Origin of the sequence: Micromonospora sp. NBRC 110037 (assembly GCF_001652995.1) — a bacterium.
GTDB classification, from domain to species: Bacteria; Actinomycetota; Actinomycetes; order Mycobacteriales; family Micromonosporaceae; genus Micromonospora; species Micromonospora chalcea.
Window position 1 is genome coordinate 144,949 of record NZ_BBVA01000004.1, and the last position, 17,240, is coordinate 162,188.

The following is a 17,240-nucleotide window of genomic DNA, read 5'->3' on the forward strand; positions in this document are numbered from 1 at the left end:
GGATCATGTTGTCGATCAGCGAGTTCAGCCAGATGTGTCACCTGTCGCCGCAGGCGCTGCGCTTCTACCACGCCGAAGGGCTGCTCGTGCCCGCCGAGGTCGACGACCGGACCGGCCACCGCTCGTACGCCTTCGAGCAGGTCGAACGCGCAATGCTGATCACGCTGCTGCGGGACACCGGAATGAGCGTGAAGCTCGTCCGGCGTGCCCTCGACGAACCGGACCAGGCGCTCGCCCTGCTCGACCGGCACAGCGACGAGGTCCGCCGGGAACGTCAGGCTCAGGCGGACGCGATCGCTGCCGCCCGCGCCGTCTTCGAGGCGCAGCCCGCACCGCGGTTGCGGCACGTGCCGGCCACGACTGTGGTGGCGAGGCTCGTGCCGGGCACGCCGCTGGGCCGGGACGCGCAGGAGTGGGACCGGGCCGAGGAGATCATCACGGAGGCCACGGCCGAACTGGTCGCCACGGTACGGAAGGCAGGCGTCACCTGCCTTGGTGAGCCGTGGCGGACGATGGCGCTGGAGACACCGGAGCAGGACCGGCGCGTACTCGACGGCACCGGGCCGTTCTGGACGGTCAAGGTCGCGGTGACGGGCACCCCGGAGACGCTGCCGTCCCTGCCTGCCGACCTGTTCGTGCAGACGCCGGACGCCCACGACGAGTTGTCCATCTTCATGCCGGGCCGCAACACCATGGCCAAGTACTGCACTGTGGTCCTGCGCCTGCTCGACGCCGCCCCGGTCGACGGCGACCGGTTCGTCAACCTGGCGCGTCTGCGTCAGGAGGTCCGCCCCGACGGCGTGGTGAGCAGCGCGCCGGTCGAACGACGCCCGGCGTGACCGAATGAGCTGCGGACTCGGCGAGCCGCTTGAGGTTCAGCAACTATCGGCGGGTCATCACCAGGTCACCGAGCATCGGCGCGGCCCAGCACCAGCGTGGTCCGCAGGTCGAGCACGACGGTGCCGCCGAAGTCGTCCACCAGCCGGTCCAGGGCGGCGATCCCGCGCTGCTGCTGCTCGGGGGTGCGGGACAGGTACGGCCCGAACGTGCGCATCAGCGCCAGGTACCGCTCCTTGTCCAGCGGCAGTTCCCGCCGGAACACCTCGCGGCGTACGTCGTCGAACTGCCCGCTGTCGAGGATGTCCCGGTGGAACCAGTCGACGGGCCGCTTCCGGACGGTGGGGTCGACGGATCGCAGTGCGGCCCGGACGGCGGCCTGCTGGCCGGCGTCGGCGTAGTCGTAGCGGTGCCCGAAGACGGCGAGCGTGCCGCCGGGTGCCAGGGCGCGTCGGGCCAGGGCGTTGCGGGTGGCGGCGTCCAGCCAGTGCCAGGCCATCGCGCAGGCGAGCACGTCCACCCCGCCGGCCGGCGGCGACCACCGCTCGAACGTCGTCGCCTCGACGCGGGCGTCCGGGAACCGCTCGGCCAGCCGGGCCGCCATCCGCGCGTCCGGCTCCACACAGGTCAGCGGCGCGCCGAGGCGGGCCAGCACGTCGGTGCCCTTCCCGGTGCCCGCGCCGACCTCGACCACTGAGGCCGGGGTACCGCCGTGGTAGGCGAGGATCGACTCGGCGATCTCCGGCGGATAGCCGGGCCGCGCGCGCTCGTACAGGTCGGCGACCGTACCGAAGAGCTTCATCACCAGCAGGATACGGCTCCGACCGGTCCCCGACAGACCGCGCGGAAACCGGCCCACCCGCTTCTACAGTCCGCACCATGAGGTGGACCCTGCGGCTGGCTGCGGCGCTCGGCGTACTCGTGACCGCTCTGGCGACCGGGGCGGCGAGCGCCGCCGCGGCGCCCGCCGACGGCGGCCTCGGCCTGGCGCTGCGGCCCGGTCAGACCGACTACCGCGCCGGGGACCAGGTCCGCCTCGACCTCACCGTCACGAACGCCACCGGCGCGGCCTGCGCGCTCGCCACCAGCGCCGTCGGCACCGTGCAGATCACCGGGGTACGCCGGGACGGGCGCGACGTCACGCCGACGCTCGCCCGCAGCTTCCACGACGACGGGATCGGCGCCGCCGCCACCGCCGGACTGACCACGGTGGAGCCGGGCGCGACCGCCACAGTGACCTCGACCGGGGTACGGCTGCGCGACGGCGAGGTGGTCCTCCGCTCGGTGGCCGCCACGCCGGACGGCGGCGGGCTGGACACGCTCTGGCCGGTCGGCGCACCCGGCCGGTACGAGGTGACAGCGGGCTACGTGACGCTGCCGGTGGCCGGCGCGGCGGACCTGTGCGCGGGCGCGACGGTGCTGCGGACCAGCACGTTCACCGTGTCCGACGACGGCGGTCCCGGCCGACGCTGGCTCTGGCTCGTCGGTGGGGGAGTCCTCGCGCTGCTCGTCGTCGCGCTGGTCGTGCTGCTGCTGGTACGCCGACGACGCCGGCCGACCGCCGCCGCCGTGGCGCTGCTGCTGGTCGTGGTCGGCGCGTACGTCGGTGGTGGCGCCCGGCCGGCGCGCGCCGACTACGGCGTCGACCCGACGGCCGGGGTGCCGGTCAGCGGCGTCGACTTCCAGGCGGCCGTCGACGGCTGCCTGGCCGGGTTCGCGCTACCCGGCGGCGACCCGTCCGGCCTGCTGCCGAGGCTGCGCGACAAGAAGAGCCCCCGGGTGCGGATCATCCCGACCACTGGTGGCTCCGGCGCGTTCGAGACGCCGGACAGCGCCGACGGCAAGGGCTCCTCGACCGTCACGTGGAACCCGACCTCCACCGACCCGTACGGCGACGGGGTGGCCCGTGACCCCTGCGCCGCGCTCTACCACGAGCTGAACCACGCTGACGACATCTCTCGGAACGCGGTCCCGCAGGGCGCGTGCGGCGGCACCGGCATCCCTACCGCCGAGGTGAAGGCGACGCTCGCGGAGAACCGCTACCGGGCGGCGAAGGGGTTGCCGCCGCGCACCGAGTACGACGGGAAGACGCTGCCGAAGAGCCTCGACGAGTGCAAGAAGCCGGCCAAGAAGACGCCGCCGCCGAAGGGGCCGGTGAAGCTCTGCGAGGACGGCGCCGACTGCGGCGGCAGCAACGGCGACCCGCACCTGGTCACGTTCGACCGGGTCGCCTACGACTTCCAGGCAGTCGGCGAGTTCACGCTGGTCGCCTCCACCGGTGGCGACCCGCTGGAGGTGCAGGTCCGGCAGGCCCCGATGGCGGGCACGCGGACCGCCTCGGTCAACTCGGCTGTCGCGTTCCGGGTCGGCGCGCACCGCGTCGCGCTGACCCTCACCGACGGCGGCACGCGGGTACACGTCGACGGCGCGCCGCTCGCCGTACCACCGGACCGCACCGACCTGGCCGGCGGCGGCACGCTCACCCGCCGCCCGTCGGACACCGGCCCCACCGACGGGTACGACGTGACGTGGCCGGACGGGTCCGCGGCGGCGGTGGACCAGATCGGCCGGTACGGCTACCGGATCCTGGTGCGGCTGGCCGAGACCCGGGCCGGAAAGGTACGCGGACTGCTCGGCGACTTCGACGGCGACCCGGCCGACGACATCGCGCCCGCCTCCGGGGCGCCGTTGGCCCAGCCGGTGCCTTTCGGCAAGCTCTATCCCGCGTACGCGGACAGCTGGCGGATCGCCGCGGACCGCTCGCTGCTGCACTACGACGACGGGCAGAACACCGGCACGTTCACCGACCGCGCGTTCCCGGAACGAGAGGTCACCGTCGCCGACCTCGACCCGGCCCGGCGCGCGGCGGCCGAACAGGTGTGCCGCTGGGCCGGCGTCACCGCGCCCGCCCAGCTCGCCGAGTGCGTCTTCGACGTCGCGGTCAGCGGGCGCCCCGAGTTCGCCGTCGCCGGCGCGAGCACCGAACGGGTCACCCCACCGGCGGCCACCCCGATCACCGCCGTACCCGTCGCCGCCGCCACGCTCACCCCCGGCGGCGCGCCGCTGACGTTCACCGCGCGAGCCGGGGACGCCGTCTTCGTCGACGCCACCGCGCCCGGGATCGGCGACCGCTGCTCGCCGTACGTGCTCACCGAGCCGGGCGGCCGGGAGATCGCCAGCGGCTGCAACATCAAGGGCAACGGGTACGTCGACCGCGTCGACCTCACCGCCACCGGCACGTACGCGCTGCGGGTCGTCGCTGCGCCCGGCGACACCGGCCGAGCCGCCGTGCGGGTGTACGCGGCCCAGGACAGCGACGGGACGCTGCAGCCGAACGGCCCGGCGGTCACCGCCACCGTCGAGCAGCCCGGCGCGCGGGCCCGTTACCGGTTCACCGGGCGCGCCGGTGAGCGCGTCTACGTGGAGGTGCCGACGAGCACGCTCACCGACCAGTGCTCGCCGCTGGAACTGCGGGACGCCGAGGGGCGGCTGCTGCGCAGCGGCTGCGTGATCAACGGGACCGGCGAGGTCGACGGCACGGTGCTGCCCGCCGACGGGACGTACACGGTGGTGGTCGACCCGACCGAACGCGGCACCGGCACGACCACGCTGCGGCTGGTCACCAGCCGGGACCGCGAGGCGGCGATCACGCCCGGCGGGCCACCTGTCGTCGCCGTCGTGGAACGGCCCGGCGCGGTCATCGGCTACCGGTTCACCGCCGTCGCCGGCACGTCGGTGACGGTGAGCGCGACCGCCTCCGACCTGCCGGACCAGTGCGGCGTGCTGGCGCTGCGCGCGCCCGACGGCAGCACCGTCGGCAGCGGCTGCGTGATCAACGGGGCCGGTGAACTCGGGCCGACCGTGTTGCCGGCCTCCGGGGCGTACACCCTGATGGTGGACCCGTCGGGGGCCGCGACCGGGCAGGTCACGCTGGCGGTGCGGTGAGGCCGACCCTGGATTTCGGGGGTGCTGGGCGGGCGTGCTAACGTCTCGTCCCGTTGTCAGCGAGCGCCGCTAGCTCAACTGGCAGAGCAGCGGACTCTTAATCCGCGGGTTCGGGGTTCGAGTCCCTGGCGGCGCACCAACGATCAAGGCTCTGAACTGGTGGTTCACACCGGTTCGGGGCCTTTTTCGTGTACGTGGGTGGTGGGTGGTCGCTCGGTGGGTGCTCGGGAGCCGTTGGACCGGGCCGGGGTTGCTGGGACATGTGGTTGTTCCGTGGACGACTGCCCTCATGGTCATCTCTGAGGTGGCCAGCCTGCATCGGGCCTTCGTGGTCATTGGGGCATTCGCCAGTCCGGGCGTCGACGCGCTTCCTTCGAGCATCCACGCGGGGCCGGTCGTCGCCGATTACGCTGGCGGCGTGGGGGGACAGCCTCGGGTTCGTGTGCAGGGGGATCTCTATCACCCGGTGGTACCACCGGGTGCCGTGTACGTGGGGCGGCAGGGGTTCGGGTTGCGGCGTTCTCCTTGGGCCAATCCGTTTAGCCTGCGGAAGCATGATCGGGCGGAGGCGTTACGCCTCTATCGGCAGTGGCTTGTGGGGCAGCCGGCCCTTGTTGAGCGGGCGCGTCGGGAACTCGCGGGGAAGCAGTTGGCGTGCTGGTGTCGGGTCGAGGATGCGTGCCATGCCGACGTGCTGGCCGACCTCATTAGTTGACGTGCAGCCGGTACCGGGCGGTGGGCCGTCTTGGTGCGTAGACGCCGCCGATGCTGAAGGACTGCGGTCGTGCCGCTTGGTTGCCTACGTAGAAGGCGACGTCGCGGTCGGCGGCGCAGAGCTGGGTGAGGAACTTGTCTCTCAGCTGCTCCTCGGCCTCCGCGTCGGTGAGCTTGCTCAGGCGACGCTGTAGGGCGACGAACTCCCAGTCCCAGAGTGTCTGCTGGTGACCGCGGCAATGACGGTCCGCGCAGCGGTAGCGGTAGGCGCCGGTGAAGCGCGGTGCTTGAAGCGGGCTGCGCTTGGCCGGTTCCAGTAGGTCGAGCTGGTTGAGGTAGCCAGTGATCTTCCTGCGATCCTCCGCCGACCAGCCGGGGTGTCGCTTGACCTTAAGCGCCGAGATGTCGGCCGCGCGAATGAGAGCGATCGATCGTGCGCTCGGGTCGTCGCGGGCCTGTCTGTTGAGTCGGCACATGGAGTCTTCGACGAGTGGATCGAGAAGGTTCCGACGCGACTGCCGATTGGCGATATGCCGTTCGGTGGTGATGGTGTCCACGATCGGCTTCCAGCTCTCGCGCCGCTGGTCCTGCCTGGCTGGGAGTGCCTCGACGTGGATGATGTCGTACTTGTGGAACTTGCCGTCGTCATCGAGGTGCCGGTAGTGGATTGGGTAGAGGCGAATCCAGCCCGTCCAGGGTGGGTCTATGCCGAGTGCCCCGACGCAGACAGTCTCCCCGTACTGCGCGGAGGGGTTGGGTGCCGCTTTCACTGTGATCAGAAGGCGGAGTTTCGTTGGTCGTGCCAGGACTGGTTTCGGTCTCGGCTCTTCGTCGGTGCTCGGTCCCCACAATGGAAGCTGTTCCAACGGAACCACCCACATCGCTAAATGCAGCTGCACAGGCACATTCAGTTACATAGACAGTCTCATATCTGGAGGGCTGGCGCTAGGCGGCCGGGGCGAGGGGTGGCTGATCAGCTGAACGCTGGCGCGGAGGGCTCGCGTGAATCCGTCACTTTCGGTAACCATTTTCTCAGTGTGTGGCGCTTCGTCGCCGCTGCCCTGCTACCCCTACGCTGGCGGCATGAGGGAACCCAGCGCGGACCGGACTGGTAGGTGCTGATGAACCGGCATGCGGCGGCACCTTCCGAGGCGATCCGTGACGCGATCCGAGCGGACGTGGAGACGCTGTGGCGCTACCACGACATGCGTCACGAGTTGCGCCCGTGCGACGTGGGAATCGGGTTGGGGAGTCATGACCTCGGCGTGGCTGTCATCGCGACGCGCTTGTTTCACGAGGGACTGTTCCCAAGGATCGTGTTCACGGGCGCGAACGCCCCGACGACCGTCGAGCGTTTTCCGCGTGGAGAAGCAGTGCACTACCGCGAGTACGCCATCGAGCAGGGTGTACCCGGGGAAGCGATTCTCGTGGAGCCACGTGCCACGAACACCGCGCAGAACCTGGAGTACTCGCGTCGGCTCCTGACCGAACACCGGATCCCGGTGAAGTCGGTGCTGATCATGTCTCGGCCGTACCAGCAGCGTCGGGCCTACGCCACCTGCAGGCTGATGTGGCCCGAGGTCGATGTGGTGTGCGCGTCGAACCCGCTTGACCTGGACGACTACGTGCGCAGCATCGGCGACCCGCGGCGGGTGGTGGACATGCTGGTCGGCGACACGCAGCGGATCGAGGTGTACGCCGAGCGCGGGTTCGCGATCCCCCAGGAGATGCCGGACGAGGTACGGGAGGCCTTCGAGCGCCTGGTAGCGGCTGGCTACACGAGCCGGCTGATCTGAGCCCAGCTACCAGCGCGGTCCTCCCGACCGGACGCCCATCCGGTCGCTGAGTTCGACGGCCAGTCGAGGTGGCCGGGGGCGGGTGAGGATGTCCCGGACAAGGTCGCGGGAGAGCGAGTGGTAGCGCACCTGGTCGGGGCCGATGACCTCGGCGTCCAGGAGCGCGGCGAGCGCGTCGTCGATGCGGTTCCACCGGGCAAGGGCTCGGGCGGTTTCGATGGCGTGCCGAACCTGTCGCTCGACGGGCACGGTGCTGGTGTCGAGTGGGGCGCCGATGGCGATGGCGCGTTGCACGTCGCCGAGTTCCATCGCCACGGTCGTTTTGTGGATCGACACGTTGGTCGGGCCGAACGCGGTCCACACGTGGTTGCCGTCGGCGCCGAGCCGTCTCGTGGCGGCGTCGGCCTCGGTGATGTGGGTGTCGGCCGAGGCGCGATCGTCGTCTCGGGCGGCGGCCAGCGCGCAGACGAGGTGCAGGCTGCCGTAGACCGACAGCAGCTGCGGAGTCGGCTTGGCGAGCCGGGGTTCCAGGAACCGCGCCGCCGTGGCGGCGAGGCCCAGGGCTTGGGCGTACTCCCCGATGGATGCCAGCGAGTGTGCGGCGGAGCGGCTGAGTGAGCCGATGACGACGTGATCCTGGCTAACGTTGGCGGCGGCCAGCCCTCGGCTGGCAGCGGTCCACGCGAGGTCGCCCTCGCCGAGCTTGGTAAGGAACAACGCGGCGAGCTGGTGCGCGTAGGCGGTCATCGCATGCGCGCGCTGGCCGTCGTCGCCGTCGTACGCCTCGGTGGCGGTGAGGCAGTCGTGGATGAGGTAGGGCAGTCGGCGGGCGAGGGTGCCGTACCGCGAGTGCTGGTAGGCGGTCCAGATCTCGGCGACGTCGTTCTCGATCTCGCGCAGGGCGGGTGCCTCGACGTCCACCGTGCTGGCAAGCGCCGGCGCGAGGTGACGGTAGTCGTGGAGCGCGGCCCGCAAGGCCGGGATCGTCTCGCGCCCGGAGTCATCCGACCACTCGAACAGGCTCGGCGCACCGATGAGGTCGCCGAGGGACACGTCGAGGGCCTTGGCGATCGCGCGGATGACCGACAGCCGGTCCAGGTCGGCCCGGTTCGTCTCGACCTTGCGTAACCACTCCTGGGTCTTGCCGACCAGACCGGCCAGTACCTCTTGGGAGAGCCCGCGTCGACGCCGGTAGAAGGCGACGCGCTGGCCGATCGTCATGTCGTCCGTCATCCCTCGCACACCATCACCCTGCCCGCTGAAGGCCGCCGGACCCGGTACGGATTTTCCCGGTCCTCCGTACCGGCCGCCCCTACGTTCAGTTCACCCCAGATCACCGGCGCGTGTCGATGCCGATGTCAGGGATGACTGACAGGGAGCTGCAGATGGAGGGATCGATGAGCGGCGCACCACACCACGGCTTGGGCCGCTGGCTCGGCCCCTCCGGGAGCGAACTGTCTCGACGCTGTCCCCGCCTGCGTACCGCCATGAGGGCTGCGCGGGTGGGTGATCGGCGGTCTGCTCCCAGCCGCCGTGGTGCGGCGGCGGGCTCGCCCTTCCCCCGGCGAGCCCGCCGCTCATCGTCACTGACGGGGGTGGCGACATGACGGTCTACGTCTCGCGTAACGCCATGGCCAGCCAGGCGCGGCGCCCCGAGCCCAGGTGGACGGCCTCGCCGGGGCAGGTGTGGCCCGCTGATCCGCCGCTGCTCACCTTCGTGTGGCGTCGGCTGTTCGAGCAGCAGGCCCGCGAGGGCGGTCGCCCGTGACCGGGCCGCAGCGTCGTCCCGCGGTGAACCGGCTCGTACCCGCCGAGGTGGAACATCTGCCGATGCGCCCGCTGTGGCTGTGCCGCCGATGCGGGCAGCCGTGGCCCTGCGGCGCAGCGAAGCTCGCGCTCCTGGCCGAGTACCGAGAAGTGCCGGTGAGCCTGTTCCTCTACCTGGCCGGCTGCCTGCACGACGCGATCGACGACCTGCACCGGCTCAACCCGAGCGTCACGGGCAGCGCCGCCGACATGTTCGACCGGTTCCTCGGCTGGCCGGCCCGCCACGCTCCCGCCTATCGGGTCAGCACCACCACGGCCAGCATCGACGAGGAGGCCACCTCGTGAACGGCCTCGGCCTCATCAACGCCACCGGCCAACCGGCGGTCTCCGGCAGCTTCCACACCCTGGTCGTGCAGCCGACGAGCTTCTGCAACCTCGACTGCACCTACTGCTACCTGCCCGACCGGAGATCCCTGCGCCTGATGAGCGGCGTGGTCGCGCAGGCCTGCGCCGAGTCGATAGCCCAGCAGAACAGCAGTCATCCGGTGAGCGTCGTGTGGCACGGGGGTGAACCCACCGCCACACCCACCGGGCTGTTCCGGGACCTGTTGGCCCCGTTCGAGGAGCTGCGGCGTGCGGGGATGGTGCGTCACGAGATCCAGACGAATGCGACGCTGATCAACCGCCAGTGGTGCGAGCTGTTCACCGCTTACGGGTTCGAGGTCGGGGTCAGCATCGACGGACCGGGCGCGTTGAACCGTAACCGCCTCGATCGGGCCGGCAACCCGACGGACGCTCGCACCCTGCGCGGCATGCACATGCTGGCCGACATGGGGCTGAGGTACTCGGTGATCTGTGTGGTCACCCCGGAAACCATCGACCACGCGGGAGCCCTCGTCGACTTCTTCACCGGCCTGCCTGGTTGCGAGTCGGTGGGCTTCAACATCGAAGAGCAGGAGGGCGCTGACCGCGCACCGGTCCCGGAGGATGACGCGTACCGGTTCTGGCAGCGCCTCATCGCACGTCGCGTCGGCGGCAGCCCGCTGCGGATCCGCGACGTGGACCGGCTGGCCGACTATCTCGCCGCCACCCGTTCCGGCCACGTCGACCACGCCCCGTACGAGCCGATCCCGACCGTCTCCTGGGATGGGCAAGTGGTGCTGCTGTCACCGGAGCTGCTCGGCATCACCGAGCCGCGATACGGCGATTTCATTGCCGGCAACGTCCTCCAACAGCCGATCACCGCCATGCTTGCCGGCGCCGGCGAACTGGACTACGTCGCCGAGTTCGTCACGGCCCTCAACGACTGCGCCGACCACTGCGCCTTCTACGACTTCTGCCGGGGCGCCCAGGCCGGCAACCGCTACTTCGAGCACGCCACGTTCACCGCCCGCGAGACCACCTATTGCCGAACCACCCGACAGGCCCTCGTCCGCGCCGCCGCGGACTACCTCACCCCTCAAGGAGGAGCACCATGACCAACGCTCTCGCGGTCCTCGTTCACGCCGCACCCGAGCAACTCGCCCGCCTCGGCGTCGACCCGCAGCGGTCGGTCGCGGCGATCGACGCGGCGAAGTTCGACAACCGCCCCACCTGGGCCAACAAGGGTAAGTTCGACAGTCGACCCGGCTGGGACAACTGGAACAAGAAGAAGTAGCCCCCGCCACGGGGCGCGCGGGGTGACGTGCCCACCCCGCGCCCACACAGGTTGAGGACACATGCGCACCACCACGATCGGCGACGTGAAGCTCCTGCTGCCGGACCTCGAACCGGACGACCTCGACACCACGACGGACCTGGTGAACGGCCTCACCGAGGCCCTCGTCGAGGGCTCGGCGTGGCGCGGCTCGCACCTTGAGGACGCCAGTATCCGCAGCAGCCTGATCACCGGTGTGGACCTGAGCGAGAGCACCTGGGAAGCCGGCAGCCTCTACGGCTGCGAGATCACCCGCACCGACTTCTCCGGAGCGACCCTGACCGGCATCACCATCGAACGCTGCGCGATCACCGGCTCCCGGTTCACCGGCACCAGACTCACCGACGTACGCCTCAAGGACGTCCTGTTCGACGGCTGCCGCTTTGACTACGCCACCCTCCAGCGCGTCGCCGCCGCCGGCTCGGTCGCCTTCACCGACTGCACTCTCACGAACGGCGCGTGGTCGTCCTGCCGACTACCTCGCCTGGTGCTGCGGTCGTGTGACCTCGCCGGCCTGGAACTGGACTCCTGCCACCTCGACGGTGCCGATCTGCGGGGCAGTCGCCTTCACGGGCTGAAGACGGCGCTGGACAACCTGCGTGGCGTCACCCTCGGCGAGGACCAGCTTCCTGACCTCACCCGGCTGACCGTCGCTGCCCTCAACCTCGCCGTCCGCAAAGACTGATGACGAAGGCCATGGTCCGGCGACTCCGTACCGGGGTCATTTCGTCGTGCCCGCTCGGACGCAGATGCCTGGCCGACCCCGGACCCATCGACGGCCGGACGGGACGGATCATATTCTGACCCGTCGAAGGAGGCCGTCGTGTCCGCCACCCCGAGCGTGCTCACCCCGGCTACCTCGGCCGGTCCAGCCGGCCTGCGCCCCCGCACCTGGACCGCGCTGATCGTGCTCGGGCTCGTCGGGCAGATGGCCTGGACCATCGAGAACATCTACCTGAACCTGTTCGTGTACGACACGATCACCGACGATCCCAACGCGATCGCCACGATGGTCGCCGCCAGCGCCGTGACCGCCACTGTCGCCACCCTGCTGCTCGGTGCCCTCTCCGACCGGACCGGGCGGCGCCGGTCGTTCATCGCGGGCGGCTACCTGCTGTGGGGCGTCTCCACCGCCGCCTTCGGCTTCCTGACAGTGGGTTTCGTGGAGGACATCGCGCCCGTCGCGAACGTCGTGCTGGTCACGGCGATCGCGGTCATCACCCTCGACTGCCTGATGTCCTTCCTCGGCTCGGGCGCAAACGACGCGGCGTTCCAGGCGTGGGTCACCGACGTGACCGAGCCGGCCAACCGTGGCCGGGTCGAGTCGGTGCTCGCCATCATGCCGCTGGTCTCGATGCTGGTGATCTTCGGCGGGTTCGACGGGCTGGCCCGCGCCGGGAACTGGCGGCTGTTCTTCGTGGTCATCGGCGCGATCATGGCCGTGGCCGGTCTGCTGGCCTGGTTCCTGGTCGAGGACAGCCCGTCACTCGTCCGGCACGAGGGCGGCTACCTGCGCGCCGTCGTCCACGGTTTGCGCCCGGCCGCCGTCCGGGCCAACCCGGGGCTCTACCTCGCCCTGGCGGCCTGGTCGATCTGGGGGATCTCCACGCAGGTGTTCCTGCCGTATCTGATCATCTACCTGCAGCGGTACCTGCGGATCGAGGGGTACGCGATCGTCCTGGCCGTCGTCCTCGTCACGGCGTCGGCGGTCAGCGTGGTCGGCGGGCGGCTCATCGACCGCGTCGGCAAGGTGCGCTTCCTCCTGCCGGCAGTAGTGGTGTACGGCGCCGGCCTGGCGCTGATGTTCTTCGCCCGCGGCATGGTCCCCGTGATCGCCGCCGGGATCGTGATGATGTCGGGCTTCATGCTCGTCCTCGCCCCGATCGGCGCCATCGTGCGCGACTACTCGCCACCGGATCGGGCCGGCCATGTCCAGGGGCTGCGGATGGTCTTCGCCATCCTCGTTCCGATGCTCGTCGGCCCGTACCTCGGCGCCGCCGTGATCACCGGCGCCGGCGAGGTCTACGAGGATCTCGGCGTGGTGAAGCAGGTTCCGACGCCGGGCATCTTCCCCATGGCGCTCGCAGTGCTGGTCCTCATCGCGGTGCCGGCCGTGGCGCTGCGGCGGCGGGAGCGGGAGGCCCGGGCATGACGCTGCTGACCCCGTGGGGCTCCACGCTTGACCCGGAGCGGGTCCTGCCCGAGTACCCCCGCCCGCAGTTCGCCCGGGACAGCTATCTCAACCTCAACGGCCGGTGGGAGTACGCGATCACCGGTTCGTCCACCGAGCCGGAACGCTACGACGGCGAAATCCTCGTGCCGTTCTCCCCGGAGTCCACGCTCTCCGGCGTCGGGCGGCAGCTCCAGCCGGGCGAGACGCTCTGGTACCGCCGACCGCTGACCCTCCCGGTGGGCTTCCACGCGGCCGGCTCGCGCCTGCTGCTGCACTTCGGCGCGGTCGACCAGACCTGCCAGGTCTACCTGAACGGCGTTGCTGTCGGCGGCCATACCGGCGGGTATCTGCCGTTCACCTGCGACATCACCGACGCGCTCCGCGAGGACGCCAACGTCCTGGTCGTGGCGGTCCAGGACGACAGCGACACCGGCCACCACTCCCGGGGCAAGCAGCGGTTGCGCCGCGGCGGCATCTGGTACACCGCCCAGTCCGGGATCTGGCAGACGGTGTGGGCCGAGAGCGTGCCCGCCGTACACCTGCGGCACCTCACCCTGACCCCGCTCCTCGACGAGCGGTGCGTCGAGGTGACGGTGCACGCGACGGCGGATGCCGGCGACGCCGGCATCCGGATCCTGGCCGACGGGGTCGCGGTGGCCGAGGCCACCGCACCCGTCGGCGTGGCCGTTCGCATCCCGATCCCCGAGGTACGGCAGTGGAGCCCCGAGGATCCGTTCCTCTACGACGTGACCGCCGAGTTGGGCGCGGACCGGGTACGCAGCTACTTCGGCATGCGTTCGTTCGGTGTCGGACCGGACGGGGACGGCGTGCCCCGGCTGCTGCTCAACGGGCGGCCGTACTTCCACGCCGGCATCCTCGATCAGGGCTACTGGTCGGACGGCATGTACACGGCGCCCTCCGACGAGGCGATGATCGCCGACATCGCCACCATGAAGCGGCTCGGGTTCACCATGCTGCGCAAGCACATCAAGATCGAGCCGCTGCGCTGGTATCACCACTGCGACCGGCTGGGGATGCTGGTCTGGCAGGACATGGTCAACGGCGGCAGCAGTTACCACCCGCTGGTCGTCACCGCGCCGGCGGTGACGCCGCTGCGGCTGCCCGACCGGGGCCGGTGGCGGCGCTGGTTCGGCCGTGCCGACGCCGGTGGACGGGACCGGTTCCGGGCCGAGCTGCGCGACACCGTCGAGCACCTGCGCAACGTGGTGAGCCTCGCCGTGTGGGTGCCCTTCAACGAGGGCTGGGGGCAGTTCGACGCGGCCCGGATCGCCCGCGAGGTCGCCGAACTCGACAGCACCCGTACTGTCGACCACGCCAGCGGCTGGCACGACCAGGGCGGCGGCGACCTGCGCAGCCTGCACGTCTACTTCCGCCGCTTCCGGGTGCCGCGGCGACGCGGCGACCGCCGGGCGCTGGTGCTGTCCGAGTACGGCGGCTACAACCTGCGCGTCGACGGGCACGCCTTCAGCCGCAAGGATTTCGGTTACCGGCGGTACCGGAGCGCCGAGGACCTGGCGGAGGCGTTCACGCGGCTGCACACCGAGCAGATCGTGCCCGCGATCCGGGCCGGTCTGAGCGCGACCGTCTACACCCAGCTGTCCGACGTGGAGGACGAGCTGAACGGTCTGCTCACGTACGACCGGCGCGTGGTCAAGCTTCCCGAGGACGTGGTCCGGCAGGTCAACGAGCGGCTGCGTCACCAGCGGTTCTGAGCTTCCTCCGCCCAGCCGACCAGGCCGTCCAGAGCCACCCGTTCGCCGTCGTCCGCCTGGGCCCAGCCGGAGAAGTGCCCGAAGCACTGGTGGGTCTCGCTGGCTACGACGCCGAGGTTGGTGCGGGAGACCTTCTCGTGGAACGGGTGGAACTCCACCTCGACGCGATCACCGCTGATCCGCCACGGCCGCAGCCAGTCGCGGCGGTCGTAGCTCCAGTGCAGTTCGGCGCCGAGCTTGTGCAGCCGGCCGCCGACGAACAGTGCGTTCTCGGTCGAGCCGGTGCCGTCGGTCCACTTGCCGCCGAGCTGGATCGACACGTCCGATCCGCTGCCCGCCGCCCAGTTCCACGTGATCGCGTACGGCCACTTGCCCCGGCCGTGGTCGAGCACGGCGAACGAGTCGTCCTCGGCCACGACGTGCGCCGTACCGTCGACCCGTAGCGAGCCGTGCACCGGGCGCCCGACGTCCTTGACCGTGTACTGGAACCGGCGCGTGCTCCACGGGACCACGACGCCGAGCGACTCGTGGCCGGGCGGGAGCGGCACCACGAGGTCGATCTGGATGCCTGGTGCGGTGGCACGGATCGTGCTGCCCTCGATGGTCTGATCGATGTCGATCGACAGGCCGCCTCCGCGTGCGCACACGGCGCCCGCGCCGCTAACCGGCGGCATGACGACGCCACGGGCGAACGGGACCACGACGTCCGTGCCGGTCTCGACCTTCGTGGCGCGGTCGAGCACGTAGACGCCGTGCACCCCGGCGTAGTCCAGCGACGACGCGACGAGGCCGACGATGTGGGTCGGCGTCACTATCCCCCAGTACTCCCAGCGCTTGGCTCTACCCCAGCCGCGCAGGTTCGCCCGGTGCAGCGGCCGGCGGGTCCAGCCGACCGCGGCGGGGTTGAGCCGCCCGTCCGGAAGGCACAGGTCGACCGGCTCGACGATCTCCTTCTCGTGCGTCATCGGGGGAGCGTAGCGACCGCCTCAGTAGTCGATGTTGATGGCGGCGACCTGGCGACTGCCGTTGAACACGATCGCCGGTCCGGCGAAGCGGGAGCTGGCGTACGTCAGCGCCGTCTTGTGGCCCGGACTGTTGAACCACGCCTCGATCATCTGCTCCGGCGAGGAGTTGCCCGACGACGCGAACAGCACCTCGTGCCCGCAGTGCTGCAACCCGCTCGCGTTCAGGTTCCGCCGTACGCAGGACTCCGCCTCCCGGTGTTGCGCCGCGCCCAGCTTGACCTCGGTCAGCCCGAGCGCGCGACGCCGCTCGTTGAGCAGCACCAGCAGCCGCCGTTCCGCTGCTGACAAGCCGTTCGACGTGGCGGTGGACTTGACCGGCGACGGGGTCGGCTTTGGCGACTTGCTGGGCTTCGCCGCCCGGCTCGGGGTGGGGCTCGGGAGGGCGGCGGTCGGGGAGGCGGCGGTCGGGGAGGGTGTGAGCGCGGGAGCGGTGGTCGCGGTCGCGGGCTGCGAGGCCGCCACGCTCGTCGGCTGCTGCTTCGATCCGCTCGGGTAGTTGGCAAGGATCAGACCACCCCCGCCGAGCACGGCAACGGCCGCGGCGACGCCGACCAGGGTCTTGGACAACGAGAGCCCGGACCTCGCTCCGGCCGCCACGGCGTGCGTACCGGCCGGGGCGACGGGCGACACGGAGGCGACGGCGTGCAGCTTCTGCGTGACGTCCGAGGCGAGTGCGGCCGGGGGCGGCGTGAGCGCCAGGCCGGCGAGCAGCCGTTCCGCGGGCACCAGGTCGCTCGTCGCGTCCGGGCAGTGCGCGCAGTCCCGGAGATGCCGCGCGAACCGCTTGCGCCACAGCGGCGCCGGCTGACCGTTCCAGCCCGACGCGGTGTCGCGCAGGCCGGCGCAGCCGGGCCGCGCGGTGAGGGCTCGCACCACCAGCCGGGCGGTGTCCAGTTGCGCCTTCATCCGGGACACCCGCACGGTCACGTGATGTGGCTCCAGGCGCAGGGCGTCGACCAGGTCGGCGCGGGTGAGGTGACCGGCCTCGACCAGCCACCACAGGGACAGCAGATGGCGGTGGTCGTCGTCCAGCCAGCGCGTGGCCAGCACGACCTCGCGGCGCTGGTCGGCGAGGCGGAGCTGAGTCAGGGTCAGGTCCTCGAAGTCCGCGCGCGGGTCGATCACGTTGTCGATGTCCTCCGGCGGCGCCGGTGTGGTCGGCCGGCGCTGCGTGTGGGTGCGGATCTCGTTCATAGTGACGGCGACCAGCCACGACCGGAACAGCCGCGGCTCGCGGACGCCCGGCAGGCCGCGTACGACGCTCAGCATCGTGTTCTGCACCACGTCGTCGACGTCGGCCGACCGGTTCAGCGCCCGGCCCACGATGTTGTAGACCAGCGGCAGACAGTGCGAGACCACCTCGTCCGTCGCCGCCCGGTCGCCGCGGCGAGCCGCGTCCACCACCGCCGACATGTCGGCCCTGTTCGGGTACGCGGGATAGGACACGCTCACAACCTCGCCTTCACGGAATGATCTCGTACACCGTGGAGACTGTCCGGTACGCGGTCAGGTCACACAAAATGCTGAGGTGTCGGAGGGAAGCGTTACCTTCTC

16 protein-coding genes and 1 tRNA gene are annotated in these 17,240 nt (G+C 70.8%); 12 read left to right on the forward strand and 5 right to left on the reverse strand.

Annotation, left to right across the window (positions count from 1 at the left end):
* Positions 1-5: 5 nt before the first annotated feature.
* Positions 6-839 carry a MerR family transcriptional regulator gene (locus A4R25_RS13650; protein WP_064446949.1) on the forward strand — a complete coding sequence of 278 codons (834 nt, stop codon included), beginning with the start codon at positions 6-8 and terminating at the stop codon, positions 837-839.
* Between the two features lie 65 nt (positions 840-904).
* Here A4R25_RS13650 and A4R25_RS13655 read toward each other — a convergent pair whose 3' ends face one another.
* Positions 905-1,639: a trans-aconitate 2-methyltransferase gene (locus tag A4R25_RS13655; protein WP_064446950.1), complete on the reverse strand. Its 735-nt coding sequence runs from the start codon at positions 1,637-1,639 to the stop codon at positions 905-907.
* A gap of 77 nt (positions 1,640-1,716) precedes the next feature.
* Between A4R25_RS13655 and A4R25_RS13660 the strand changes: the two genes are divergently transcribed.
* The 3 genes from A4R25_RS13660 to A4R25_RS13670 all read left to right on the forward strand — a co-directional run bounded on the left by A4R25_RS13660 (position 1,717) and on the right by A4R25_RS13670 (position 5,497).
* The gene (locus tag A4R25_RS13660; protein ID WP_064446951.1) at positions 1,717-4,782 is read left to right on the forward strand and encodes a VWD domain-containing protein; all 3,066 of its coding nucleotides are present in this window, start codon (positions 1,717-1,719) and stop codon (positions 4,780-4,782) included.
* A 63-nt stretch (positions 4,783-4,845) separates the two neighbouring features.
* Positions 4,846-4,921, forward strand: a tRNA-Lys gene (locus tag A4R25_RS13665).
* Between the two features lie 150 nt (positions 4,922-5,071).
* Entirely contained in the window at positions 5,072-5,497 is a 426-nt protein-coding gene (locus tag A4R25_RS13670; protein WP_084789521.1) for a DUF4326 domain-containing protein, read from the forward strand.
* On the opposite strand, the gene A4R25_RS13675 is transcribed toward A4R25_RS13670, so the two are convergent.
* Positions 5,490-6,377, reverse strand: coding sequence for a hypothetical protein (locus A4R25_RS13675; protein WP_043330585.1), 888 nt, complete (start codon positions 6,375-6,377; stop codon positions 5,490-5,492). The genes A4R25_RS13670 and A4R25_RS13675 overlap by 8 nt on opposite strands.
* A 234-nt stretch (positions 6,378-6,611) precedes the next feature.
* On the opposite strand from A4R25_RS13675, the gene A4R25_RS13680 reads away from it, so the two are divergent.
* Positions 6,612-7,292, forward strand: a complete 681-nt coding sequence (locus A4R25_RS13680; protein WP_181373748.1) for a YdcF family protein — start codon at positions 6,612-6,614, stop codon at positions 7,290-7,292.
* Positions 7,293-7,298: 6 nt separating this feature from the next.
* On the opposite strand, the gene A4R25_RS13685 is transcribed toward A4R25_RS13680, so the two are convergent.
* Entirely contained in the window at positions 7,299-8,525 is a 1,227-nt protein-coding gene (locus A4R25_RS13685) for a helix-turn-helix domain-containing protein (RefSeq protein ID WP_197494904.1), read from the reverse strand.
* A gap of 370 nt (positions 8,526-8,895) precedes the next feature.
* Between A4R25_RS13685 and amcA (A4R25_RS31475) the strand changes: the two genes are divergently transcribed.
* From amcA (A4R25_RS31475) to A4R25_RS13715, 7 genes are all read left to right on the forward strand, one after another.
* Complete coding sequence (gene amcA, locus A4R25_RS31475) at positions 8,896-9,060, forward strand: multiple cyclophane-containing RiPP AmcA (RefSeq protein WP_176722748.1); 165 nt, start codon at positions 8,896-8,898, stop codon at positions 9,058-9,060.
* Positions 9,057-9,404, forward strand: a complete 348-nt coding sequence (locus tag A4R25_RS13690) for a hypothetical protein (protein ID WP_064446953.1) — start codon at positions 9,057-9,059, stop codon at positions 9,402-9,404. Before amcA (A4R25_RS31475) ends, A4R25_RS13690 begins: the two co-directional genes overlap by 4 nt.
* The gene (amcB, locus tag A4R25_RS13695) at positions 9,401-10,537 is read left to right on the forward strand and encodes a cyclophane-forming radical SAM peptide maturase AmcB (RefSeq protein WP_064446954.1); all 1,137 of its coding nucleotides are present in this window, start codon (positions 9,401-9,403) and stop codon (positions 10,535-10,537) included. The genes A4R25_RS13690 and amcB overlap by 4 nt, the downstream gene beginning before the upstream one ends.
* Positions 10,534-10,716: a multiple cyclophane-containing RiPP AmcA gene (gene amcA, locus A4R25_RS13700; protein WP_064446955.1), complete on the forward strand. Its 183-nt coding sequence runs from the start codon at positions 10,534-10,536 to the stop codon at positions 10,714-10,716. The genes amcB and amcA (A4R25_RS13700) overlap by 4 nt, the downstream gene beginning before the upstream one ends.
* A gap of 61 nt (positions 10,717-10,777) precedes the next feature.
* Positions 10,778-11,440, forward strand: coding sequence for a pentapeptide repeat-containing protein (locus A4R25_RS13705; protein ID WP_064446956.1), 663 nt, complete (start codon positions 10,778-10,780; stop codon positions 11,438-11,440).
* A 138-nt stretch (positions 11,441-11,578) separates the two neighbouring features.
* Entirely contained in the window at positions 11,579-12,907 is a 1,329-nt protein-coding gene (locus A4R25_RS13710; RefSeq protein WP_064446957.1) for an MFS transporter, read from the forward strand.
* On the forward strand, positions 12,904-14,661 hold the full coding sequence (locus A4R25_RS13715; RefSeq protein WP_064446958.1) for a glycoside hydrolase family 2 protein: 1,758 nt from the start codon (positions 12,904-12,906) through the stop codon (positions 14,659-14,661). The genes A4R25_RS13710 and A4R25_RS13715 overlap by 4 nt, the downstream gene beginning before the upstream one ends.
* Here the strand turns inward: A4R25_RS13715 and A4R25_RS13720 are convergent.
* Positions 14,646-15,626, reverse strand: a complete 981-nt coding sequence (locus A4R25_RS13720) for a DUF2804 domain-containing protein (RefSeq protein WP_064446959.1) — start codon at positions 15,624-15,626, stop codon at positions 14,646-14,648. The genes A4R25_RS13715 and A4R25_RS13720 overlap by 16 nt on opposite strands.
* Before the next feature lie 21 nt (positions 15,627-15,647).
* The gene (locus A4R25_RS13725; RefSeq protein WP_231915521.1) at positions 15,648-17,132 is read right to left on the reverse strand and encodes a sigma-70 family RNA polymerase sigma factor; all 1,485 of its coding nucleotides are present in this window, start codon (positions 17,130-17,132) and stop codon (positions 15,648-15,650) included.
* Positions 17,133-17,240 lie beyond the last annotated feature (108 nt).